Below are 19,321 nucleotides of genomic sequence, written 5' to 3'. Positions count from 1 at the left end.
ATCCGACGCTTATGGTCTCCTCATCCTGGCACCTGAGATCCCGCTTGGCAGTGGCTGGCTTGGAGGCGACAGAGTCGTCGGTCGCGCAGCCATCCGTGACCTGTTGAGAAAGGCCGCTCGTTTCAGCGCAGATGAACGGCGGAGACTAACTGTCCACCTGCCCAGCAGAGCGATCACGCTTCGATTGGACGAGATTGAGCAGTATTCCGGAGCGTAACACCGCTCCGCGGTGGCTCCGAGCGCTAGCAGAGCAAGAGCAAACAGCGCTTGAATATTGAAAGCTGGAAACGGACCGCGAAACTCTGAGTCGAGCTTGCCGAAAACCTCATTAGCGTGCTCGACCCATAGCCAGTCATTTGGGAAAGTGGATGCCGCAAAGCTTGTTGCCATCCGGGTCGCGAATATAGGTAAGTTCGAGCGTGCCCATTGAGGCCGTATGGCGAGGACCGGGGGGCGCCTCGATCGACGTTCCGCCAGCCGCCACCGCTACATCGTGGAATCGCTTTACCTGTTCTGGCGAGTTGCATTGGAACGCAACTGTGCTGCCGTTGGAGACGGTTGCTGGCTCGTCATTGATCGGCTGCGTGACGATGAAAGCGGTCCCGTCCTCACCTCGGTATATGAGACGGGTATGGCCACTGTCGGCTACGTTCAGCGACGCTTCTCCAACGCCAAGGGCACCTAAAACGGTGTCGTAGAAGCGCTTGGATCGATCAATGTCGTTCGAACCAACCATCGTGTGAAAGAGCACAGATCTTCTCCCATCGCAGGGCTTTGTAACCGAACTCGCCCCGTCTCGGGCAATAGCGGTGAATGATGTCCATACCTAGCAGCATCGCCTGTCAGGCTGCGACGCTTCGCTAGGATGAAAGGACGGTAGCGATTGGCAATGAGCAGGACGCCCGCGACGACCGCTTCAGGTTTCTGGGCCCTCACTCATTGGGGAATCCTTCGACGTCTCGGCGACGTTGTTCTTGTCATCCCGGCCAAGCATCAACAGCAGGCTGTCGTAGGGCGTGGCGGCAAGCTCGCGTACGACGAGCTTGCCGTAAGTGGTCCGTGACATCCGTCCCATGCTGTTGGGAACTTTGGGAACGACGACCGAGTAGCCGAGCAGCCGGAAGAGCAGCACGCAACGCGGCTGATGGTAGGTGCTGGTGCAGCAGACGATCCGCCGGCAGTCGCCACGTGCCTGCAAGAGCTGGTGGCACAGCCGAACTGACTCGAGGGTGTCTCGACCGTAGCGCTCAACCACAATTTGCGACGCCGCCACACCAGCTTCCATCAAAGCCCGCTTCATCGCGACGGCCTCCGCCGGCCCATACTTCCCGATCCCGCCTGTGGGCATGATCATAGCCGAGGGATGATCGCAGGCCCAAGCCAACGCTCCCTCAATCCTGTGCCGCAGGGCAGGGCTCGGACGACCACCGGGACGAACGGCTGCTCCGAAGATGACGATGTAGTCCTTACACTTCGGGCCACGGCGGCGGCGTTGAGGCTGCTTCGTCATCATCCACCTTCAAATTTCGCAACATGCAGGCAATATCTGCTCTACGTTCCTCGCCGAAGAGACATCCGCGTGATCTCCGAAGGCACGCTTAGCCTGAACGCGAAGCCCTGCCCGCACTGACACTTAGGCTTCCGCGCGAACTGAGACCACGAGCTGTCCCACTACTTGCGGGCGAGATGACCTCCGTGCTCTCCCGGCGAGAACAGGGCCACTCAAAAAGCACGTACGGCACTCAGCCGGCATGGAGCCGCGGTGCCGCACCATGTCCGGAAGGTCGCGTGGAGCGTGAACTATCGCCCGTTGAAGGAGCGGCAGGGTGAGTTGGCCGCGATCGATCCGAAGAGGCTGGTACAGGGCCGAATAGACGTGATTGGCGACCTCAAGCCGCTTCGTTACTCAACCTGGGCACTTTAGGGAACACGCGCACCTTCCTCGGCCCGGCCCACAGCTCCATCCCATAGGAGTGGGGCTGGCGATTGGCTGCCCTCACAGCGACGTCGTCGTCCGGATAGTGGAGGTCGAGCGCCTTGGCGATGCGACCGTGCGGACCGATGATGTAAAGGCGGTAGTGGTTCATTGCAGTTCCCTGGCAGGCCGAGCCTCTCCCGCCGCTGCCTCAAACGTGGGTCGCGCTGGTTAACGACTTCTTAAAGAACCAGGTTGATGATCGATGCAGCAGGTCGAGCTGATCTGAGCCAAAGCGGATGCGATTCGACTTATGTTTCGTTTGTTCCGAGCGACTTAGTAGGCCAAAGTGGATGACCTAGTGGTTAACCCGTGTCAGGATTAAGGTATGTGCCACGTGCTGGTGATCGAAGACGAGCCGATGATTGCCGAGATTATCTGCGACTTTCTCCGGGATGAAGGAGCCACGAGCTTCGACGTGGCGGAGACAGCGGACGAGGCGATCCGGATGGCCGCCGCCCATCAACCGAAGGTCATCACGTCCGATATCCGATTGGCGAAGGGGCGCGGCCCCGATGCAGTCAATGTCATCCGATCCAAGCATGGTGAGCTGCCTACCATCTTCATCACCGGCACGCCTGACGAGTGCGGTCCATGCAGTTACGCCGTCGCGGTACTCGCGAAGCCGTTCTCGCCATTGATGTTGGCGGACGCATTTGGGAGGGCGCTGGCGGCTGCGTAGAGCTCAGGCCTCCTTGGATCGACGTCCGAGCCGCTCGTCCTCGCTTTGCAGAGCGTCGGCTTGTTGATGATCCAAGTGGGCCGCCATGGCCTCGTAGCCCGCACTGGCCTGTGGGTCGCTGTCAGACGTGATGGGATCGCGGACACTCTTCGCCAACTCGCCGAGCTCCGCGCTACGATCGCGCCGTTCGCCGCCCATCATCTTCACTTGCCCGTCTCCCTCGGGTGCAGGGAAGTAGCGTACCTTCCTCTTGCCTGACCACAGTTCCATAGCGTGCGAATGGTTGTGCTGGGCAACGACGGCAATCGCCACTTCATCGTTGGGGCAGTCAAGGTCCAGCGCTCGCCCGATGCGGTCGTTGGGGCGTAGGAGATACAGCCGGTAGTGCGCCATACGACTTCCCTGGGCCACCGACCTGTCGATATGGCCGACTCGGTCCTTAGCACCTCCCGGAGCGGGTACGCTCATGAAATAAGTATTAGAGCCCAACCTTGTCGCGTGGCGAGCCACCACGCTGTCCGTGGGGCATGTGGTGCTCAGCCGGACGACATCGACCTGCACACTGCGCTAGGCGGCGCTCCGGTCGCCTCCACTGCCTTCATCATTGCAGCGAAGGTGGCGGTCCGTAGATCCTCAACGATCTGGTTGCGGGCGGGCAGAAACCACTGGTCCTCCCGAGCCACGAAGCCAAGCACCGTCTTCTCGACTAGGTGCTTGTTGACCGACATCGAGAACGCCAAGCCTTCCGGAGTGTCATGCTCCCCCCATACGACGATGAGCGGCAACTCGGCCGATCGGGCCTCAAAGTCCTCTTCCGACAAAACGTCCGGCCGGTAGTTGGGGTCCAAACCGCCGTGCTGGGAAAGGACGCCGACTACGAGGGCCTTTAGCGTGCTTCCCATCTCCGCGTCTGTCAGCTCCTGCTTCGGCTTCTTGAACCATCCGAACATGTCTTCTCCTCGGCCTACTGCTTCCGCTCGGCGATGATGCGAGCGCAGAGGTCGTGCTGGTCCGCAAGCTCGGACAGCGTCGAGAACGTCCGCGTATCGTTGACCCCCATCGCCAACCGACGGCAGCGCTCTGCTTCCCGAACGTGATCGTCTGTCGTCGCCATCAGCGCGGCGAGGATCGGCTCAGGGTACATAAAGGGGCAGGGGCCTTGTAGGGTAAGCGTGTCAGTAACGCTTTTTCCAACCGCTACGATCCGTTGTCATGCCATTCGCGACGAATGGCAGCTTTCGGGCGCTAGCCGGCTGAGCTACGTAGCTCACAAGCGCAGCGGGGAGGCATGTTGCTCGGCATAGCGCGATTGGCTCTGAGGATCTCCAGACCTACAAACCAGTCATGCAGGAACTGACCCTCGCCGTCGTCGGCATCGACTTTCCAAACGCCGATGGCAGCAACCGACGGTCCGAAGCGATGATGACCCTGCCGGGCGAACCGTTGGAGTTGGTGCCCGAGCCGAAGAACAAGCACGACAGCAACGCCATCGCCGTGATCAGTCCGCGCGGCGTGCAGATCGGATACCTGAGCGCCGAACGGGCACCGTACATCAGCGGACGCATGGGCCGCGGTGAAGACGCCGTCGCGATCTTCCAGGGAATGGACGGCGGCTCAGCCTTTGTCCGGGTGCGGTTTGGAGGAGGTGCGCCGACGTTGCCGCCGGTGTCCAGCGCTGCCACAAGCTCGTCACGGTGCCTGAACCAGCGACCTGATCCGGACGGCTTCTACCCCGACGACGATGGACCGGACTGGGGCGCCTAGGTCGGTCGGCGTGATGGCCGGCACCGGGGAGCGTGAGGTCGGACCGGTCCTGCCCGTCCTCGACGCGCTCAACGGCGAGGCTCACCTTAGTCTCAGCGGCGGCCGCCCAGGATCGAGCCCAGGATGCCGCCAAGGCCCCCGGCAGGCGACCCCCCGCCAGTTGCGCCACCCAACACTCCGCCACCGCCGCCAGCGGCTCCCAAGCCGCTGAGAACCGAGCCGAGAAGGCCGCCAAGACCGCCCTGCTGTCCGCCCGAGCGCCCGGCGAGGTGTCCTGCCACCAGCATCGCCAGGATCGGCAGCATCTGCTGCAGCAGCGCCGGGCTAAGTCCACTGCTCTGCGCCGCATGCCCGGCCACCTGACGGCTGACGTCTTTCGAGCCGAAGATGCCTCCAAGCAGCTGATTGCCCTGATCAACCTGCGTCGGCTCGCTGCCCACTACGTTGTCAGCGAGGCGTGCTCCGCCAAGATCGTTGACGTGCGACTCAACGCCTGCGGCATTATCGCCCATTCCGCCCAGCACAGACGGCAACAAGGCTTCAGCTCCACGCCGCGCCTGGTCCGCAGGGATGCCCAACTGGCCTGCCAGTGCCTCGATCCCGCCGTTCGGCAGCAGCTCGTTCAGGTTCATGTTCGGTCCTCTCGTGAACATCATCAACAGCCGTTGCCGCTTATAGGTCCGCGATAAGGCGCTGTTCCGATCGGTAGGGCGGAGCGTCGTTATTCTGACGCTGGCGTTGCCGCAAAGCTACGCGAGAGTAACTGCCGCCGCGGCCGCGCAGATGCTCTCTCCTCGCTTTGCGGGCGGATAGCTGTGCCCACGATCTGGCAGGATTCTGCATCGGCAGAATCGGCGACATCTCACGTGTTTGTACCAGCTCGGGTGGTGCAGGCGCATCAAGTGGCCAACCTGTTACTTTGAACCTCCGCGGCCTTGGACCCGTTCAAGTCACTCGGATCGCGAGGAATTCGATGACCTGTGCGATCTAACGCTTGGAAGCCAACGAGGAGAGACTGGATGAGCATCGACAATCGAGCAGGCTTCGGATCTGACGACCCGAACCGTGGACCGATCGACCGTGCAGTGAATGCTCTCGATGGTCGCGAGGATCCAACCCGTGGACCAATCGACCGCACTGCCAATGCTGTCGCCGGCCACGACGATCCCAATCGCGGTCCCCTGGACCGCGCTGCAAACGCTGTTACCGGACACGAAGGTGGCACTGCGGCAGCTTTGGCGGGCGACCGGTCGGGGTCGCACACATGGAGCGGCGGCAGCGTGATCTCGGCCATGTTCGACAGTCAGGCCGAAGCCGAGCGGGCAGTTTCTGAATTGCGTCAGGCGGGTGTCCACGATGCGTCTCTCTCTGTTATCGCCCAGAACAAGGGAACGATGACGACGAGGGGCGGCGACGGTGAGGTCACCGATGAGGAGCATACCAGCGTCCTTCGCGGTATCCTGGGCGGTGGCGCTCTCGGTGCAGGCCTCGGCGTGGCCGCGCTCGCCATCCCGGGCGTCGGACCCCTCGCTGCGCTCGGCGCGATAGCCGCGGCGGCCGTCCCAGAAGCCATGGCGATCGGCGCAGTTGCGGGCGCGGCTGCCGGTACCTTCAACGAGGTGCTGACCAAGCACGGCGTCAGCGAGGACGATGCAGCCTATTACGGCGAGCGGCTGAAGACCGGCGGAGTGCTCGTTACCGTCCAGGCTGCAGGCACCGAGGGCGAGCGCGCTCGAGAGGTGCTGTACCGCAACGGCGGGCATTCTGCATCGCGGGCACGGTCGACGGCATATTGAACGAGGAGCCGGGGGCTGCGGCTCCCGGCTCAACTGCCCCGTCTAGGACGGCAGCTCGCCAGGAGCGATGCCGGCACGACTAACTTGAACATTCGGGCTGTGCCCGCGCTAGGTCGAAGGCGCAGCTTGACGGGCGAGCAGCCGACAGGTTGAGCAACGTTCATCCAGACCGAGCTTTGAGGAACAACGTGTGCGTTTAACAGTGGGTTGGTCTCTGGCGATTGGAATCTCGCTGTCCGCTTGCAGCGTCCGTTTTGGTCCGGACGAAAACTCAACCTCTCCGGCAGCAGAGGTGACAGCGCAGCCCCAGTGGTCCGCCCAGGCAAAGGAGCAGTTGCGCAAAGCTCTTGAGGCGCGGGCTGTGCACGGGCTCGACAAGGTTGACTTCGGCGCTACTTCGAACGCGGACGCGGACCTTACCGGACAGGCAATGCGCTACGCGGCAGCGCTGGCGCGTGGTGCCGCTGACCCCACGAAATTGTACGATGTTTACACTGTGCCGCGACCATCCCCTGATCTGAAGGCCGGGCTTGCCAACGCGCTGCGTGCCGGCGACCTGACCGGATGGTTTGCCAGCCTCGCTCCGCAGGACGCCAACTACAAAAAACTGTCTGACGCCTACCTCAGGTTGCTCAGGGCGCCGGCCCAGTCGGTTGCAGAGATCCCGGTGATGGGAGAGGCGATCAAGCCAGGGGCGGTCGATCCCCGTATCCCGGCTATTGCACGCGAGCTTGCCATTCTCGACTATGTCACTCCGGAGGATGCTCAAGGCGATCGGTATACGCCCAAGCTGATTACAGCCGTTCGACAGATGCAGGCCGATTACGGGATGAAGCCGGACGGCATCATTGGCAGTGAAGCGCTGGCGATCCTCAACATGTCCGACGTCGATCGCAGCCGCGCTATCGCTGTCTCGATGGAGCGGCTCCGGTGGCTGGAGCGGACACCTCCTGCAACGCGCATTGACGTGAACCTGGCTGCCGCCCGACTGACGTATTGGCGTGACGGCAAGATCGTCGATAGCCGCAAGGTTATCGTCGGTGAGCCCGACACCGAAACGCCGCAGCTTGGATCGCCCATTTTCCGGCTGGTGGCGAACCCGACCTGGACCGTGCCTCGCTCGATCCAGGAAAAGGAAATAGTCAACAAGGGTTCTGGCTACCTCAAGGCCAATAACATGGTGTGGAAGGATGGATGGATCGTGCAGCAGCCGGGGCCCAAAAACTCGTTGGGGCTGGTCAAGTTCGACATGCAGAACGACCATGCCATTTATCTGCACGACACACCCGCCAAGCCCCTGTTCGCCATGGTGCAGCGGCAACGTAGTCATGGCTGTGTCCGGGTCGAGGATGCGCTCGGCTTTGCGGAAATGCTGGCGAAGGATGAGGGGGTCCTGGATGAGTGGCATACAGCGCGGGCAAGCGGCAGGGAGACGTTCGTGAAGCTGCCAGGGCAGATCCCGGTCCGCATGCTCTATCAGACGGTGCTGTTCGACGGCGCGGACGAGCCGATCGTCCGCAACGACCCATATGGCTGGGATGATCGCATCGGTGCAGCTCTCGGGTTCAAGGCTGGCAAAGCCCTGCGCGTGCAGAGTGGTGCCGTCGACGTCGGGCCATGAACCGAAGGCTCACGGCGGCACCTGGACGCAGTCGCTGCGTTTCAGCCTTTCACCAGCATTGGAGTTGAGCGTGAGCATTTTCGGCAAAATCAAATCGGCAATCTTCGGCGAGCGAGGTGTCCTGGGCAGCGGGCACTTCGGCACGCCTAAACCCGATGCGCCTGCGACGGCCCCCGAGCCACGGCTCGATACCACTCCAGCATCGACGGTTTCGACACCCTCAGCAGCGCCGGCCCCGGCAGCCGCGCCTGCCCAGCATTCGCCGGCTGCGGAGAGCGTCGACGTTGAGGCCGTGCTTCAGGCCATGGCTGCGCGGAAGGGAATGTCGCTGAACTGGCGCACATCGATTGTCGATCTGATGAAGCTTCTCGATCTCGACTCCAGCCTCGCCAACCGGCAGGAACTGGCAGGTGAGCTCGGCTACCACGGCTCGAAAGATGGCAGTGCGGAGATGAACATCTGGCTGCACAAGGCGGTCATGCGCGAGCTGGAGAAGAGCGGCGGCAGGGTTCCGGCCGCTCTCAAGGACTGACGGCTAGCACCCGCACGTAAAGCAGCGGCAGGGAGCGCGTCCTGCCGCTTGCTACGCCCCGCGCGAAGGTCGAGCATCGTTGGCGATGAGCGCAGCGCTCCTGGTCAGATTTCTAGCCCAGCGCAGGCGAATTCAGCCATGTTATAAGCTGGCTCTTTTAGGGCGCACCGAACTTCACGCGTGGGTGACAGAAGATGATCTTTTCGTCCTCGTTGCGGATCTCCACGCGCTCATGCTGCCCGCTTCGCACCGCATCTTCAGCCTGAACCATCGCCTCGCCTAATTTGCCGCTGATCGGCTCACGGGCAATTTCGAGAGCGTCCTTCAGAAAGACCATGTCGTAGCTCATCGATATCCTTCCAAACGAACGACGTGGGCGTTCGCTCGTTGATGCACAAGGAACGGGTGTGATTGTGGGGACGGCGGTCTCGGCTTCCTTGCGCTGCTCCTCGGGCCCTGAAGTACCGTTCTGCGTCGGTCGCCATGATCGGCAAGCGCGTTTTTCGCAGACTGCTGTTGAAGACGAACGCTGGCCTTAGTCTAGCTTGGTATCCGACCGGTCAGTATCGCCTCAACAAGCGGATCGCCTGCACGCGCCGGTACGGCGCGAATGGCCGCTTCTTCCCGGCCAATGGCACGCCAGAGCCCTTGTGAAGCCTGGCTGGTCACTGCGCGCTGGATCGCGGGTATGTCGATGCCGGTCGCCGCGCCAAGGACCGGCCCGAGGATCGACCCGCCTCCGAACTGCCGAAGTGCCTCACCAATCTCGGGGAACATCGCATCGATGATCTGATCGCCGATGGATCGTTCAAGGTAGGAGGTGGCGGCGGTCGGCCCGCCGTGGACGATGCCGAGTGCATCCGAAAAGGTGAGGGACTGGATCGAGTCATAAACAAGCGGCGCGGCGCGATCCGCAGCTTCGCCCGCGGCGCGGTTGATCGCCAGCGTCAGTTCACGCTGCACCGGTGCCGAACGCAACAGGGCACCGAGAACCGCGGCAGAACGATCGCTGCTTCCACCTGGAAGTGTGATGCGCGCAGCGGGATCGTTCAGGTAGCCGTTCGATGTTGCCAGCCGGGCAAGCGCACGCTGGCTGGAGATCTCCAGCAGGCGTCGCAGGCCCTCGGTCAAACCTCCACCCGGTCCGCCTGTCACGCAGGCTGGCAGAGCGAGCAGCGGCGCGATCAACGCTGCACCGAGAAGCAGAGATCTGCGGGAAGGCTGGGACATGCGGCTGTTCTCTTCTGTCGGCTGAGTTGCCTCTAACTCGCCCCAGCCGACCTAACGCCGGCTGAACGGGAGATCATCGTTGCTCTGGCAGTAAAACAGCAACCTGCTCAGCCCAGAGCGCCGGCACCGCGCCGGTAGCGGTCAGTGTCGCCCCATCCACACCAGTCCTGATGTTGCCGACGAGGATCGCCTCCACGACCGCTGGTGCCAGGAACGCCAGCCGCAGCACGCGGGTGACATAGCCCGCCTGTACGTTCTCGCTAGCAGCCAGCGTGGTGACATCAAGCTCGCCCGCCTTGAGGATGCTCCACCAGCGCCGCGCCCTGAGGATGAGTCGGACGAGCGAACCGTTGGCGGTCGCGGTCACGCCGCTGCCACTGGCATGCACCAGCCGCATGACACGCCCTGAGCGGGTGAGCCGCACCTCCGAGCGGATGGTGATGGTCTCCGCTGTGGTGGTGCCGGCAAGCTGGAGGACTGCGGCGATAGCCGCGGCATCGCAGACCAGATCGATGCGCCCGTCATGGATCTGCACCGAGGTGAGGATGCTGCGGGCAGTATTCTTCAGGATAGCGGGTGTACCGCTGGCAATCGCGTCGGCTTTCGCTGCGGCGGCGGCAAAGCTGTCGGGCGTCAGCTCGAGCTGCGCGGCAGCAGCAAGCTCGACCGGGTCGGCAAACAGCTCGGCGATCCGCCGGGTGACAGCCGCCTCCAGCTCCGTGGCCGGAATGCGCAGCCCGGTGTCGCTGGAGCCGGTCTGCAGGTGACGACTGACATAGTAGCGGTAGCGTGCCTTCCCCCTGGCGGCATGGGTGGCGACCAGCGGCTGCCCTTGCGCATCCACGACGCGGCCGGCGAGCAGGCTGGCCGCTGCCCGGCCACCGCGGCGCTGCTCGCCCTGGCGGTTGTCGGTGAGCTTGGCCTGCACCGCGTCCCACACGTTGCGCGGGATGATCGGCGCATGGAGGCCGGCGTGAACCCGCTCCTGATGGTGGATCTCGCCGACGTACGTCGCACAGCGCAGGATCGAGTAGAGGTTGCCACGCGAGAAGCGGACACCGCCGAACGCCTTGCCACCGAGGGTGGTGCGGACCGGGGCGCGGATGCCGCGCTGCTCCAGTTCCTCGGACAGGCTGCGCACCGAGCCGAGCGCCAGATAGCGCGTGTAGATGTGCCGGATGATGGCGGCATGCTCCTCGACGATTCTGAGGGATCGTCCATCAGGGGCGTAGCCAAGCGGCGGCGTACCGCCCATCCACATGCCCCGGGCCTTGGAGGCGGCGATCTTGTCGCGAATGCGCTCGGCGGTGACCTCCCGCTCGAACTGGGCAAAGGAGAGCAGCATGTTGAGGGTAAGCCGCCCCATGCTGGTGGTGGTGTTGAACGACTGGGTGACCGAGACAAAGCTGGTGCCGGCGGCATCGAAGGCCTCCACCAGCTTCGAGAAGTCGAGCAGCGAGCGGGTCAGCCGGTCGACCTTGTAGACGACGATGATGTCGATCTCGCCGCCTGCGACATCGGCCAGCAGCCGCTGCAGGGCAGGGCGGGCGAGAGTACCACCGGAGATGCCGCCATCGTCATAGCGCTCACCGCTCAGCAGCCAGCCTTCGCTGGCCTGGCTGAGGATGTAGGCGCTGCACGCCTCTCTCTGCGCATCGAGCGAGTTGAAGTCCTGCTCCAGACCCTCCTCGCTCGACTTGCGCGTGTAGATCGCACAGCGGACCGTGGTCGCGGCTCTGCTCAGGACAGGCTTCATGCCGCGACCTTCTTCTTCAGGCCGAAGAAGGCAGGTCCGGACCAGCGCGTGCCGGTGATCGCGCGGGCGACCTCGCTCAGTGAGCGATATGGCCGCTCCTCCCAGCGGACGACCTGATCCTCTCCCACCGTCACCACATGCACGCGGCCCTGCCACTCGCGCACCAGCCGCATGCCGGGCCGGGCAGGGGCGGTCAGCGTCTCGCCGCGGCCAAGCTGGTCGAGCGTGCGCGTGGTCGCCCGCGACAGTCCGCCGAAACTCCGCGCCTGCAGCTCCCACGCAAGCGCCAGCCGCAGCAGCTTCGGGCTGATCCGCGGCACCGGACTGCCGGTCAGCGCCGACCACCGCTCGCGCAGGGCGGCCGAGGACAGCGCCTCCAGCGCGGCGATCTCCGCCTCGACGCTGCTCATGCTGCGGCCGCCGCAGCGTCGATGCGGTAGCAGGTCGCGCCATCGCGGCTGTACCGCACGATGGTGTGGCCCTTCTTGCGCAGGCCGGTCAGCGCAGCGCGGGTGGTGTGCGGCAGCCAGCCGGTGGCGGTGATCAGCTCCGGCAGCGTTGCGCCGGTGGGCTGGGATAGCAGTGCCACCACCGTGCTGGCTTTGGTGACCCGAGGCATGGCCAAAGTTGAAGCAGCAGTTGCGGGATCAGGGGAGGGCTGCGCCGCGCCTTGCTCGCCATCGACAATGCCGATGGCGGCCAGACCCGCCGCGGTAGCGTAGATGCCGTAGCGGACGTCAGCGTCGGTGCGGTGCACCGCACTCCCGTCGCCGGCCTCGCGCTCGTCGGCGTAGCCGGCGCTCACCAGTGCGCCGATAGCCTTGGTGATGCCGCCGCCGCGGCGCAGCGTCTGCGGCAGGGGATAGAGGCTGGCGGTGTCGTTCTGCGCGGCGTGGGTCAGCAGGATGGCCTGCGTGTCGCTGAGTTTTGGCATGGTGGTGTTCCTTAGCTCGCAGCGGCTCCAGTGCCGCTGCCACCACCGGCAGCCCTGTCGGTCACGCCGATCAGGGCTCTGGCTCGTCGGCCCTCGCTGCGCATCCGAGTCGGGCATCCTGTCGCTCTGGTGGGCGCTCAAGTCCAGTTTGCTTCGTCACTGCGGGCACGTTTGTCGCAGTGTCGATGGTACTCCCAAGGAACGCCAATGAGCAGACCGGGGCCAGACCCTGTCCCGTATGCCTATCAACCAACAGGCAAACGGCGGCAACCTAGGAAACAAAACAAGCAGTTTCGCGGCACTGACAGCTTCATCGAAGTAGCAAAACGCTGCAGGAGCCGTTACTTCATACTACGTCAGGAGCTGGTCCGTTCGATTTGCCCGCAGCGTCAGCAGGCATATGGCGCGACACGCGAACATGCCTGCCTGGTGTTTAGCGACAGGTGAAATGCGCATGGCTAACTCGCCCGACTATTACTCTGTGCTGGGAGTGCCCCCTACGGCAGATCGTGCGATTATTCACGCCGCGTGGAAGGCACTGCTCCGCCGATATCACCCTGACGCAAACTTCGGTGAGGACGTTTCTGCCCGCGCAAAAGCGATCAACGAGGCGTATGCCGTCTTGGGTAAGAAGGAAGCACGTGCCGCCTACGATCGCTCGCGACTTCCGCCGTCTTCCCGCTCATACACCTCACACCGCTCGTCCTATGCCACGCAAGCGGGCAGGCGCCCGATGCGGGCTAGCCCATCACTGCGGCCCAGCGATAACTTCTCGCAGCCTCTCGAGGGCAATCAATGGCTGATAGGCTTCTTACTGCTGCTTCTCACCACTGCGCCCGTGGCTATGATCCTGGTCCTGCACTTCGAGGAGACGGGATCGACGTATGCGGTGCGACGCGACGGGGCCGCTCCCCGTGTGCCGGAGATGCCAGCAGTCCCCGAACGCACCCCATCGGGCACGAAGCTCCGGATCGAGCAGTCAAAATCCTGAGTAAGCCGTCAGAGCGCCGGGGCAGGGACGCAACCGCGTCACCTGCCGTTCGACCTGGCTTACTGATAACCGCCGTTCTCCTCGCGCTCTTCAGCTGCGTCCTCCTGCACCTTCTCCATCTCTTCTGCTTCTTCCTTATCCTGCGTGGTGTCGGGATCGATCATGATGCGCTCCTTCGTGTCGGGCCTCAACGCAAGATCGGGCAAGCTGGGTGCGCGGCAGTTGCCCGCGATCCATGTTCCACAATCGCGCGTTGACCTGCATCGGCCCAGTCAGGCAACCCTCGGAGATCATCATGCGGTTCGTTCAGATCGACATCCTTCCATCCGGCAAGGCGCTGGTGGACATCGACAAGCTGACCCATGCTGTGCCTGAGGGTGCGGGAACCCGCCTTTTCCTCGGAGCTCAGCACCTGGACGTGCCGCATTCGCTGGCCGAGCTGGAGAACGTGTTGGCCGGTCGCGACCGGACCGACAGCGGCGAGAACAGCATGGCTGGGTTCGGGAGGCGGTGAACGGCAGCAGGTGACAGTATGGCGTGCGATCACGAGCTATGGAGCCTCACGCTCAAGCTCGAACAGGAACACGGTCGAGAAGGGTCGAGGCACATAGCTGAGCGGATCGGCGCCGCCGCAATCGCTGGTGATTGGGACGATGTCAGGATGTGGAAGGCGGTTGCTGCGAAGTATGACCAACTGCTGCATCAGGGTGCGGGAATGGCTTCCTGATGGTGCGAAACTGCCGAGCCGCCTTTTGTGTCGCGCCCGCGCGTAGCGACTTGGACGACCACCGCCGTTGCGAGCAGGATGGACGACACCAGCCCGCCGATCGCCAGCAGGCCCGACGAGCTGATCGCGAGGTCTAGCCTCAGTGCCGAACGTCGGCCGACCTTCAGCTTCAATCGCGCGCGATGACGACGGTCGAGGCTGACCGGAGCGACTGAATTGTCGATGTGCATGGGGCGACCAACGCTGGATGCGCAGAGCTGTTCATCGACTTGTGTCGCGCCGATCCGACCGCACGGGCCCGACGTTCGCCTGTCGATTCGATCCGTGCTAGGTCGCTACGACATGGCGGAGCGATCCTCGGTTCCGCCGATTACAAGCAGACAAGTCATGGCAGATGCCAAGGACGTGGCGGCCGCGATACAGTCGGCGCTCGACGAGATCGGCGTGACTGGCGAACTTGATGTGACGATGGATGGCAAGGCGGCCAAAAAGCCGCTGGGCTCGTCAGGCGGCGACGATGTGCACATCGATGTGGTCGTCGAACCAGTGGATGAAGCTGGCGAACGGGCACGCGATAGGCCTGCTTGACCTTAGGCTTGGGTCCGACTTCAGGAGAATACCATGTCGATGGAAGACACCACAGAGATCGGCCAGCTGCGAGACCGGCTCAGCGTCGCTGAGCGGAATGTGACGATGCTCCACGAACTGCTGAAGCCCCTACTGAAGGCCAACGGATCAGCCGCACCCGACCTGCTTCACTCGGTGCACAGCACGCGATGAAGCCAGGCGTCGCTGGCGATCAGGTCACAGCGGCTGCCTCGTCGAAGCGCGCCTCGTTGTCGACCGCTGCCGACAGATCAATGGGACGGAGCTGCACTAGGCCGGCATGTTCTTAACCGGCTTGGCATAGAGCTGGCGTCAGGACGCACATCGAGGATCTGACGCATGCGACATTGGAGGGGCGACCGCTCGACGGTGGAGCGAGCGGTGGAGATCGCCCGGAACGGCCTGGCCACTAATCTCGACGGCATCCGGGTGTGGCTGAACAACGAAGGGCGCCAAGGGGTCGAGGCTGCGACAAGCGGCATGTTGATAAAGGCCCAGCTCAACCAGCTGATCAAGGAGCGGACAGCCGCTTCGGGAGCCAGCACCGGCCGTTGACGTCGATCTCGCGATCGGATGATCTGGATCATCGTGTGCGAGACCACGCTACGCCTACGGTCGCCCATGACCAGCACCGAATTGCACGACATCGCCAAGCTCCGTAGCCTCCGCGGCACGCTGGGCGAGATGCAGCAGCCGCAACGCTCTGCGGGAAGCGAAGAAGCTATCAACAACTGCCAGGGCGAGATCAGTAAGATCGAAGCTGACTGGCCTGACGATCGGTTGGTCGCCGCCTTTAATGGAACGGAAAAGCGCGTCGGTGAGCCCGAGGCTGACGCTCTGCTAGCCGAGATCAAGCACCGTGGCTTGAGCCTGTGAAGCGATCGGATGGCAGCAAGTCGACAGTCGAGCGCGCAATCGAGATTGCCCGCATTGGCACCGCCACTTCGATACCGGAGATCCGGACGCAGCTTCGCGAGGAGCATTACGAGAATGTGGAGACGGAGACGAGCGGGCTGACCATCAAGGAGCAGCTGAAGAAGCTGATCGCCGGTCGGCAGGAACGCAGTGTTCGTGTCACGTAGACTGGACCACGCCTGAAGAATGCGGTTGCTTGCTTCAGCCTGGCTCCTTTCGCAGATCCCCTTGCTCATTCTGCATCATCCAGAACCGTGACCAGCCTCGCACCTTCGGGAGGATCAGCCACGTCAGCGCGGACGTGAGCAGGACCGAAGACACGATCTGCTGCAGAACACGCGGGACGTCGGGCAGCGCCCACGCGACGACGCTGCTCACGATCAACAGCGTCGGCACTACCCCCAGCCAGGTTACCAGTGCCGTCTTCCACTTCTTGGCGGCAACCTCGCTGGGCAGATCGAAGCCCATGACGCTGCCGCTGTCGTTCTGGTCCAGGCCGACCGAGAAGGCATCGGCCTCGGAAGCCAGCGCGATGTAGGTCGCGCCCTCCGACCAACGCTCTAATCTCCGCCGCTCGTCGAAGTGCAGGACGAGATGATGCAAGCCGCCCGCCTGATCGAGGCGCACTGCCGACATGAACCCGCCATCGACATGCGCCGCAGCGATCACGCGATCCACCCACGAACCATACGCCTCTTCGTGTCCTGGGCGCATGACGCGGCTGATGACGAAGGCGGCGGGCGCGGGCGGGGGGCTGGGCATCACCGGCCGGACTATCGAGCGTCCGACAGGTTCCGCTATGCCGCCATTCGAAGGGGGGTAGGCGGCAACCACTGGCCCTCACCCAGACTGAACGCCAGCTGAGTGGTCGCTCTGCCCAGTCGGTCAGCTGCGACGAGCCGATTACGAATCTGTGTTCCCCATTCGTTCTGGCGAGCGTTACAATGCGCGCGAACGAGGGACCGAGTCATGAGCGCGTTGAGGCTCCACGAAATACCGTATGATCTGGTGCCGCGGGAGGTGCCCTACTTCCTGTGCCGGACGCCCGCAGGGTTCCCGTCGCCAGCGCAGGACGACATGCAGGATCCGATCGATCTGGGTGCCTGGCTCGTCGAACATCCGGCTGCCAGCTACATCATGCGCGTCGACGGCCAGTCCATGTCGGGAGCGGGCATCAACGACGGCGACCTGATCGTCGTGAACCGCGCCAAGCAGGCTCGGGCGGGCGCGATCGTGGTGGCGCTGGTCCACGGCGACCGCACGCTGAAGCGGCTGCGCCGGATGGACGGCCGCTTCTGGCTAGTGCCGGAGGCTGAAGGCTTTCCGCACATCATCGTCGATGAAAACGTGGAGATATGGGGCGTCGTGGTCGGTGTCGCCCGCAAGATGCCATGACGACGCCGATCGCGCTGATCGACTGCAACAACTACTACGTGTCCTGTGAGCGGGCGTTCGACGCCAGCCTCGTCGGGGTGCCGGTGATCGTCCTGTCGAACAACGACGGATGTGCCATCGCCCGCTCGGCAGAAGCGAAGGCGCTCGGCATCAAGATGGGCGATCCGATGCACCATCTGCGCGACAAGGTGCGTCAGCATCGGATCAGGGTCCTGTCGTCCAACTACACGCTCTACGGCGACATGCAGCGACGGGTGATCGCTGCGTGCGAGGCGTTCGCCCGCGACTTCGAGATCTACTCCATCGACGAGACGTTCCTCGACCTCGCCGGCTTTGAGGACCGCGATCTCGTGAAGCACGCCCACGCCATGCGCGATCAGGTGCGGCAGTGGACGACCATCCCGACCTGCGTCGGCATTGCCGGGACGAAGACCCTGGCGAAGCTCGCCAACGCCGCCGCCAAGAAGGACGCGGCGCTCGGCGGCGTGGCGGACCTGCGCGACGAGGATGTCCGCCGTCACGTCATGTCCGCCTTTCCGGTTGGCGACGTCTGGGGCGTGGGCGGGGCGACAGCGCGCAAGCTGAACGACCTTGGGATCACCACCGCGGGAGCGCTGCGCGACATGCCGATGAAGCAGGCCAGAGCGGTCGGCACCGTCGTGCTCGAACGTCTGGTCGCCGAGCTGCGCGGCGTGCCGTCCGCGGCGGTGGAGATGGTGCAGCCGCAGCGTAAGGGCATGGCGGTGACCCGGTCCTTCGGCACACCCGTGACGAGCTTCGACGGAATGATGGGGGCGCTCAGCCAATACGCGCTGCGTGCCGGCGAGAAGCTGCGCAGCCACGGCCTCGTCGCCGCGCGGCTGACCGCCTTCTTCAATACCAACCGCCACAAGCCGGAGCGGCCGCAGCACGCCGGATCGCGGATGGTGACGCTGCATCCCATGACGAACGATAGCCTCGAGCTGATCGCGGCCGCACGCCGGGCCGCGGAACGGGCGTGGAGGGACGGATATGCTTACACCAAGGCTGGCATCATGCTGGACGATCTCGTCGCCGCAGACATGCGTCCGAGGACGCTATTCGAGGAAGACACTGATAAACGGACCCGGCTGATGGGCGCGCTTGACGAGATCAACGGTCGGTTCGGACGATGGACCGCAGTGACCGCGTCGCAAGGCTTCCGGCGTGAGTGGAAGCTGCGATCGGAGATGCGCTCGCCGGCGTGGACCACCAGCATCGCCGAGGTGCCGACGGTTCGCGCCTAGCTGAACGTGGCAAGTCCGTGGCGTTCACCACCCGGGAAGCGGTGGCATGTCATGCAGCACCATGCCCCGCCGCCCCGCTAGCAGGCGCCCCTGGCGTCCGGTCGATCCGCGATGTCGTCGTGAGCGATTGAAGGAAACGTGGCAGGAGCGGTTCATCCGTTGGTGGCGCATCGTTCGATCCGACTTCTAGCAGGAGTCGACGGGCGACAACCGCGGACATAGGCTGGCACCATGACCGACGAAGATGCGACTCACCGCCTCGGCGCAGCGATAAACCACCTGCACGCCTTCGCCGCCACGTTCAGCCCTAACGACTATGTCAGCGAGGCAAGCGCGCTGACCGGCGACGACCTCAACGTGATTCTTGATCGGCTCGAGAAGGTGCACGCTGCGGCTGTCACGGAGCAGAAGCCGTGAGCGGTTGCCGGTCGGTTAGCGCAGGCGCTGGCACGGCGATCACGGTCGGGGCGGACAGCACAGTTATGCACCGGGGCTCGCCTGATGTGTAACCGAGCCCGCCTCTCTGGCGAACCGGAGACGCTGTTCGCGCGCTTCAGCGCGAGCTGGGCGCAGGACGTGGTGCGGCCAAACAAGGATCCGGTCGAGCTGTTCCCCAAGAGTAAGGCCTTTGTCATTCGCGAGGAGCGTGACCAGCGGGCCGTCGATCTGATGCTGTGGGACGTTCTGGGCGGCGCTGCTCCGTGGCCCATGACCAACGTCCGCAACCTGGGGCTGCCGCAGTGGCGCCGGCTTGCGGCCGAACCACATAACCGCTGCCTCGTCCCGCTGACCGAGTTCTGCGAGTGGACGCCGGACAAGCACAAGGTTGGAGACGGCGCACCGATCAAGGGTGAGATGTGGTTCGACGTGCCAGAGCAGCCGGTATTCGCTGTCGCTGGGTTCTGGCAGCAGACGAGCAAGGGGGCCGGGTTCACAATGGTCACGTGCGACCCCAACGAGCTGGTCGCGCCGATCCACCCCAAGGCGATGATTACGATCCTGCATGAAGCGGACTGGGATCGTTGGTTGCGGGGTAGCTATGACGATGTGGTTACGCTCCAGCAGCCGTATCCGTCGGAGCGGATGACGGTGCGGGGGCCGGTATTCCCCACGCGATCACAAGGTTGAGATG

Annotated in this window: 31 protein-coding genes; 17 read left to right on the top strand and 14 right to left on the bottom strand. The window is 63.8% G+C overall.

Features of this window, described 5'->3' with window-relative positions; translation table 11 throughout:
• Window positions 1–352: 352 nt before the first annotated feature.
• The 3 genes from ILT43_RS15430 to ILT43_RS15420 form a co-directional block, all read right to left on the bottom strand.
• Window positions 353–751, bottom strand: coding sequence for a VOC family protein (locus ILT43_RS15430; RefSeq protein WP_204199869.1), 399 nt, complete (start codon window positions 749–751; stop codon window positions 353–355).
• 165 nt (window positions 752–916) lie between these two features.
• The gene (locus ILT43_RS15425) at window positions 917–1,513 is read right to left on the bottom strand and encodes a YdcF family protein (protein WP_204199868.1); all 597 of its coding nucleotides are present in this window, start codon (window positions 1,511–1,513) and stop codon (window positions 917–919) included.
• Window positions 1,514–1,889: 376 nt separating this feature from the next.
• Window positions 1,890–2,087 (bottom strand): hypothetical protein, encoded by a 198-nt coding sequence (locus ILT43_RS15420; RefSeq protein WP_204199867.1) that lies wholly within the window; start codon window positions 2,085–2,087, stop codon window positions 1,890–1,892.
• A 216-nt stretch (window positions 2,088–2,303) separates the two neighbouring features.
• Here ILT43_RS15420 and ILT43_RS15415 point away from each other — a divergent pair, with 216 nt between their 5' ends.
• Window positions 2,304–2,657, top strand: coding sequence for a response regulator (locus ILT43_RS15415; protein WP_239474810.1), 354 nt, complete (start codon window positions 2,304–2,306; stop codon window positions 2,655–2,657).
• A gap of 3 nt (window positions 2,658–2,660) precedes the next feature.
• Here the strand turns inward: ILT43_RS15415 and ILT43_RS15410 are convergent, their stop codons facing one another.
• The 3 genes from ILT43_RS15410 to ILT43_RS15400 all read right to left on the bottom strand — a co-directional run bounded on the left by ILT43_RS15410 (window position 2,661) and on the right by ILT43_RS15400 (window position 3,771).
• Window positions 2,661–3,050, bottom strand: a complete 390-nt coding sequence (locus ILT43_RS15410) for a hypothetical protein (protein WP_204199865.1) — start codon at window positions 3,048–3,050, stop codon at window positions 2,661–2,663.
• Window positions 3,051–3,193: 143 nt separating this feature from the next.
• On the bottom strand, window positions 3,194–3,607 hold the full coding sequence (locus ILT43_RS15405) for a hypothetical protein (protein WP_204199864.1): 414 nt from the start codon (window positions 3,605–3,607) through the stop codon (window positions 3,194–3,196).
• Between the two features lie 14 nt (window positions 3,608–3,621).
• On the bottom strand, window positions 3,622–3,771 hold the full coding sequence (locus tag ILT43_RS15400; protein ID WP_204199863.1) for a hypothetical protein: 150 nt from the start codon (window positions 3,769–3,771) through the stop codon (window positions 3,622–3,624).
• Window positions 3,772–4,001: 230 nt separating this feature from the next.
• On the opposite strand from ILT43_RS15400, the gene ILT43_RS15395 reads away from it, so the two are divergent.
• Entirely contained in the window at window positions 4,002–4,421 is a 420-nt protein-coding gene (locus tag ILT43_RS15395) for an HIRAN domain-containing protein (RefSeq protein WP_204199862.1), read from the top strand.
• 92 nt (window positions 4,422–4,513) lie between these two features.
• Here ILT43_RS15395 and ILT43_RS19710 read toward each other — a convergent pair whose 3' ends face one another.
• Entirely contained in the window at window positions 4,514–5,053 is a 540-nt protein-coding gene (locus ILT43_RS19710; RefSeq protein ID WP_204199861.1) for a DUF937 domain-containing protein, read from the bottom strand.
• Window positions 5,054–5,440: 387 nt separating this feature from the next.
• Here ILT43_RS19710 and ILT43_RS15385 point away from each other — a divergent pair, with 387 nt between their 5' ends.
• From ILT43_RS15385 to ILT43_RS15375, 3 genes are all read left to right on the top strand, one after another.
• Window positions 5,441–6,217, top strand: coding sequence for a hypothetical protein (locus ILT43_RS15385; protein ID WP_204199860.1), 777 nt, complete (start codon window positions 5,441–5,443; stop codon window positions 6,215–6,217).
• Window positions 6,218–6,509: 292 nt separating this feature from the next.
• On the top strand, window positions 6,510–7,838 hold the full coding sequence (locus ILT43_RS15380) for a L,D-transpeptidase family protein (RefSeq protein ID WP_204199859.1): 1,329 nt from the start codon (window positions 6,510–6,512) through the stop codon (window positions 7,836–7,838).
• On the top strand, window positions 7,756–8,370 hold the full coding sequence (locus tag ILT43_RS15375; protein WP_343283975.1) for a DUF3597 domain-containing protein: 615 nt from the start codon (window positions 7,756–7,758) through the stop codon (window positions 8,368–8,370). Before ILT43_RS15380 ends, ILT43_RS15375 begins: the two co-directional genes overlap by 83 nt.
• Window positions 8,371–8,527: 157 nt before the next feature.
• On the opposite strand, the gene ILT43_RS15370 is transcribed toward ILT43_RS15375, so the two are convergent.
• From ILT43_RS15370 to ILT43_RS15350, 5 genes are all read right to left on the bottom strand, one after another.
• Window positions 8,528–8,719 (bottom strand): hypothetical protein, encoded by a 192-nt coding sequence (locus tag ILT43_RS15370; protein ID WP_204199857.1) that lies wholly within the window; start codon window positions 8,717–8,719, stop codon window positions 8,528–8,530.
• 191 nt (window positions 8,720–8,910) lie between these two features.
• Window positions 8,911–9,501 carry a DUF4197 domain-containing protein gene (locus ILT43_RS15365; RefSeq protein ID WP_204199856.1) on the bottom strand — a complete coding sequence of 197 codons (591 nt, stop codon included), beginning with the start codon at window positions 9,499–9,501 and terminating at the stop codon, window positions 8,911–8,913.
• A 172-nt stretch (window positions 9,502–9,673) separates the two neighbouring features.
• Window positions 9,674–11,356, bottom strand: a complete 1,683-nt coding sequence (locus tag ILT43_RS15360) for a recombinase family protein (RefSeq protein WP_204199855.1) — start codon at window positions 11,354–11,356, stop codon at window positions 9,674–9,676.
• Window positions 11,353–11,766, bottom strand: a complete 414-nt coding sequence (locus ILT43_RS15355) for a DUF2924 domain-containing protein (protein WP_204199854.1) — start codon at window positions 11,764–11,766, stop codon at window positions 11,353–11,355. The genes ILT43_RS15360 and ILT43_RS15355 overlap by 4 nt, the downstream gene beginning before the upstream one ends.
• Complete coding sequence (locus ILT43_RS15350; protein ID WP_204199853.1) at window positions 11,763–12,290, bottom strand: DUF3489 domain-containing protein; 528 nt, start codon at window positions 12,288–12,290, stop codon at window positions 11,763–11,765. The genes ILT43_RS15355 and ILT43_RS15350 overlap by 4 nt, the downstream gene beginning before the upstream one ends.
• A 454-nt stretch (window positions 12,291–12,744) precedes the next feature.
• On the opposite strand from ILT43_RS15350, the gene ILT43_RS15345 reads away from it, so the two are divergent.
• From ILT43_RS15345 to ILT43_RS19920, 3 genes are all read left to right on the top strand, one after another.
• On the top strand, window positions 12,745–13,281 hold the full coding sequence (locus ILT43_RS15345) for a J domain-containing protein (RefSeq protein WP_204199852.1): 537 nt from the start codon (window positions 12,745–12,747) through the stop codon (window positions 13,279–13,281).
• A 235-nt stretch (window positions 13,282–13,516) separates the two neighbouring features.
• Entirely contained in the window at window positions 13,517–13,795 is a 279-nt protein-coding gene (locus ILT43_RS15340) for a hypothetical protein (RefSeq protein WP_204199851.1), read from the top strand.
• A gap of 18 nt (window positions 13,796–13,813) precedes the next feature.
• Window positions 13,814–14,008, top strand: a complete 195-nt coding sequence (locus tag ILT43_RS19920) for a DUF6961 family protein (protein WP_425530307.1) — start codon at window positions 13,814–13,816, stop codon at window positions 14,006–14,008.
• On the opposite strand, the gene ILT43_RS15335 is transcribed toward ILT43_RS19920, so the two are convergent.
• Entirely contained in the window at window positions 13,984–14,238 is a 255-nt protein-coding gene (locus tag ILT43_RS15335) for a hypothetical protein (RefSeq protein WP_204199850.1), read from the bottom strand. The genes ILT43_RS19920 and ILT43_RS15335 overlap by 25 nt on opposite strands.
• A 157-nt stretch (window positions 14,239–14,395) precedes the next feature.
• Here ILT43_RS15335 and ILT43_RS15330 point away from each other — a divergent pair, with 157 nt between their 5' ends.
• From ILT43_RS15330 to ILT43_RS15310, 5 genes are all read left to right on the top strand, one after another.
• A complete protein-coding gene (locus ILT43_RS15330; RefSeq protein ID WP_204199849.1) occupies window positions 14,396–14,596 on the top strand; it encodes a hypothetical protein in 201 nt (66 codons plus the stop codon).
• 39 nt (window positions 14,597–14,635) lie between these two features.
• Window positions 14,636–14,788: a hypothetical protein gene (locus ILT43_RS15325; RefSeq protein WP_204199848.1), complete on the top strand. Its 153-nt coding sequence runs from the start codon at window positions 14,636–14,638 to the stop codon at window positions 14,786–14,788.
• Between the two features lie 207 nt (window positions 14,789–14,995).
• Complete coding sequence (locus ILT43_RS15320) at window positions 14,996–15,169, top strand: hypothetical protein (RefSeq protein WP_204199847.1); 174 nt, start codon at window positions 14,996–14,998, stop codon at window positions 15,167–15,169.
• Between the two features lie 18 nt (window positions 15,170–15,187).
• Entirely contained in the window at window positions 15,188–15,490 is a 303-nt protein-coding gene (locus ILT43_RS15315) for a hypothetical protein (protein ID WP_204199846.1), read from the top strand.
• Window positions 15,487–15,696, top strand: a complete 210-nt coding sequence (locus ILT43_RS15310; protein WP_204199845.1) for a hypothetical protein — start codon at window positions 15,487–15,489, stop codon at window positions 15,694–15,696. Before ILT43_RS15315 ends, ILT43_RS15310 begins: the two co-directional genes overlap by 4 nt.
• A 34-nt stretch (window positions 15,697–15,730) precedes the next feature.
• Here the strand turns inward: ILT43_RS15310 and ILT43_RS15305 are convergent, their stop codons facing one another.
• Complete coding sequence (locus ILT43_RS15305; RefSeq protein ID WP_204199844.1) at window positions 15,731–16,207, bottom strand: putative antibiotic biosynthesis monooxygenase; 477 nt, start codon at window positions 16,205–16,207, stop codon at window positions 15,731–15,733.
• Window positions 16,208–16,498: 291 nt separating this feature from the next.
• On the opposite strand from ILT43_RS15305, the gene ILT43_RS15300 reads away from it, so the two are divergent.
• The 4 genes from ILT43_RS15300 (at window position 16,499) to ILT43_RS15285 (ending at window position 19,317) form a co-directional block, all read left to right on the top strand.
• Entirely contained in the window at window positions 16,499–16,924 is a 426-nt protein-coding gene (locus ILT43_RS15300; protein ID WP_204199843.1) for a LexA family protein, read from the top strand.
• The gene (locus tag ILT43_RS15295; RefSeq protein WP_204199842.1) at window positions 16,921–18,189 is read left to right on the top strand and encodes a Y-family DNA polymerase; all 1,269 of its coding nucleotides are present in this window, start codon (window positions 16,921–16,923) and stop codon (window positions 18,187–18,189) included. The genes ILT43_RS15300 and ILT43_RS15295 overlap by 4 nt, the downstream gene beginning before the upstream one ends.
• 231 nt (window positions 18,190–18,420) lie before the next feature.
• The gene (locus ILT43_RS15290) at window positions 18,421–18,606 is read left to right on the top strand and encodes a hypothetical protein (RefSeq protein ID WP_204199841.1); all 186 of its coding nucleotides are present in this window, start codon (window positions 18,421–18,423) and stop codon (window positions 18,604–18,606) included.
• A gap of 84 nt (window positions 18,607–18,690) precedes the next feature.
• On the top strand, window positions 18,691–19,317 hold the full coding sequence (locus tag ILT43_RS15285; protein WP_204199840.1) for an SOS response-associated peptidase family protein: 627 nt from the start codon (window positions 18,691–18,693) through the stop codon (window positions 19,315–19,317).
• Window positions 19,318–19,321 lie beyond the last annotated feature (4 nt).

The sequence above is a fragment of the Sphingomonas longa genome (assembly GCF_016892685.1).
Lineage (GTDB): Bacteria > Pseudomonadota > Alphaproteobacteria > Sphingomonadales > Sphingomonadaceae > Sphingomonas > Sphingomonas longa.
The sequence above is the reverse complement of the archived record's forward strand: the minus strand, read 5'-3'. Positions and strand labels throughout refer to the sequence as shown.

Bases quoted from the DNA above. Each gene is read 5' to 3' on its own strand.
- ILT43_RS15425 (WP_204199868.1), bottom strand. From the start codon at position 1,513: ATGATGACGAAGCAGCCTCAACGCCGCCGCCGTGGCCCGAAGTGTAAG.
- ILT43_RS15420 (WP_204199867.1), bottom strand. From the start codon at position 2,087: ATGAACCACTACCGCCTTTACATCATCGGTCCGCACGGTCGCATCGCC.
- ILT43_RS15415 (WP_239474810.1), top strand. From the start codon at position 2,304: ATGTGCCACGTGCTGGTGATCGAAGACGAGCCGATGATTGCCGAGATT.
- ILT43_RS15410 (WP_204199865.1), bottom strand. From the start codon at position 3,050: ATGGCGCACTACCGGCTGTATCTCCTACGCCCCAACGACCGCATCGGG.
- ILT43_RS15405 (WP_204199864.1), bottom strand. From the start codon at position 3,607: ATGTTCGGATGGTTCAAGAAGCCGAAGCAGGAGCTGACAGACGCGGAG.
- ILT43_RS15400 (WP_204199863.1), bottom strand. From the start codon at position 3,771: ATGGCGACGACAGACGATCACGTTCGGGAAGCAGAGCGCTGCCGTCGG.
- ILT43_RS15395 (WP_204199862.1), top strand. From the start codon at position 4,002: ATGCAGGAACTGACCCTCGCCGTCGTCGGCATCGACTTTCCAAACGCC.
- ILT43_RS19710 (WP_204199861.1), bottom strand. From the start codon at position 5,053: ATGAACCTGAACGAGCTGCTGCCGAACGGCGGGATCGAGGCACTGGCA.
- ILT43_RS15385 (WP_204199860.1), top strand. From the start codon at position 5,441: ATGAGCATCGACAATCGAGCAGGCTTCGGATCTGACGACCCGAACCGT.
- ILT43_RS15375 (WP_343283975.1), top strand. From the start codon at position 7,756: ATGATCGCATCGGTGCAGCTCTCGGGTTCAAGGCTGGCAAAGCCCTGC.
- ILT43_RS15370 (WP_204199857.1), bottom strand. From the start codon at position 8,719: ATGAGCTACGACATGGTCTTTCTGAAGGACGCTCTCGAAATTGCCCGT.
- ILT43_RS15360 (WP_204199855.1), bottom strand. From the start codon at position 11,356: ATGAAGCCTGTCCTGAGCAGAGCCGCGACCACGGTCCGCTGTGCGATC.
- ILT43_RS15355 (WP_204199854.1), bottom strand. From the start codon at position 11,766: ATGAGCAGCGTCGAGGCGGAGATCGCCGCGCTGGAGGCGCTGTCCTCG.
- ILT43_RS15350 (WP_204199853.1), bottom strand. From the start codon at position 12,290: ATGCCAAAACTCAGCGACACGCAGGCCATCCTGCTGACCCACGCCGCG.
- ILT43_RS15345 (WP_204199852.1), top strand. From the start codon at position 12,745: ATGGCTAACTCGCCCGACTATTACTCTGTGCTGGGAGTGCCCCCTACG.
- ILT43_RS15340 (WP_204199851.1), top strand. From the start codon at position 13,517: ATGTTCCACAATCGCGCGTTGACCTGCATCGGCCCAGTCAGGCAACCC.
- ILT43_RS19920 (WP_425530307.1), top strand. From the start codon at position 13,814: ATGGCGTGCGATCACGAGCTATGGAGCCTCACGCTCAAGCTCGAACAG.
- ILT43_RS15335 (WP_204199850.1), bottom strand. From the start codon at position 14,238: ATGCACATCGACAATTCAGTCGCTCCGGTCAGCCTCGACCGTCGTCAT.
- ILT43_RS15330 (WP_204199849.1), top strand. From the start codon at position 14,396: ATGGCAGATGCCAAGGACGTGGCGGCCGCGATACAGTCGGCGCTCGAC.
- ILT43_RS15325 (WP_204199848.1), top strand. From the start codon at position 14,636: ATGGAAGACACCACAGAGATCGGCCAGCTGCGAGACCGGCTCAGCGTC.
- ILT43_RS15315 (WP_204199846.1), top strand. From the start codon at position 15,188: ATGATCTGGATCATCGTGTGCGAGACCACGCTACGCCTACGGTCGCCC.
- ILT43_RS15300 (WP_204199843.1), top strand. From the start codon at position 16,499: ATGAGCGCGTTGAGGCTCCACGAAATACCGTATGATCTGGTGCCGCGG.
- ILT43_RS15295 (WP_204199842.1), top strand. From the start codon at position 16,921: ATGACGACGCCGATCGCGCTGATCGACTGCAACAACTACTACGTGTCC.
- ILT43_RS15290 (WP_204199841.1), top strand. From the start codon at position 18,421: ATGACCGACGAAGATGCGACTCACCGCCTCGGCGCAGCGATAAACCAC.
- ILT43_RS15285 (WP_204199840.1), top strand. From the start codon at position 18,691: ATGTGTAACCGAGCCCGCCTCTCTGGCGAACCGGAGACGCTGTTCGCG.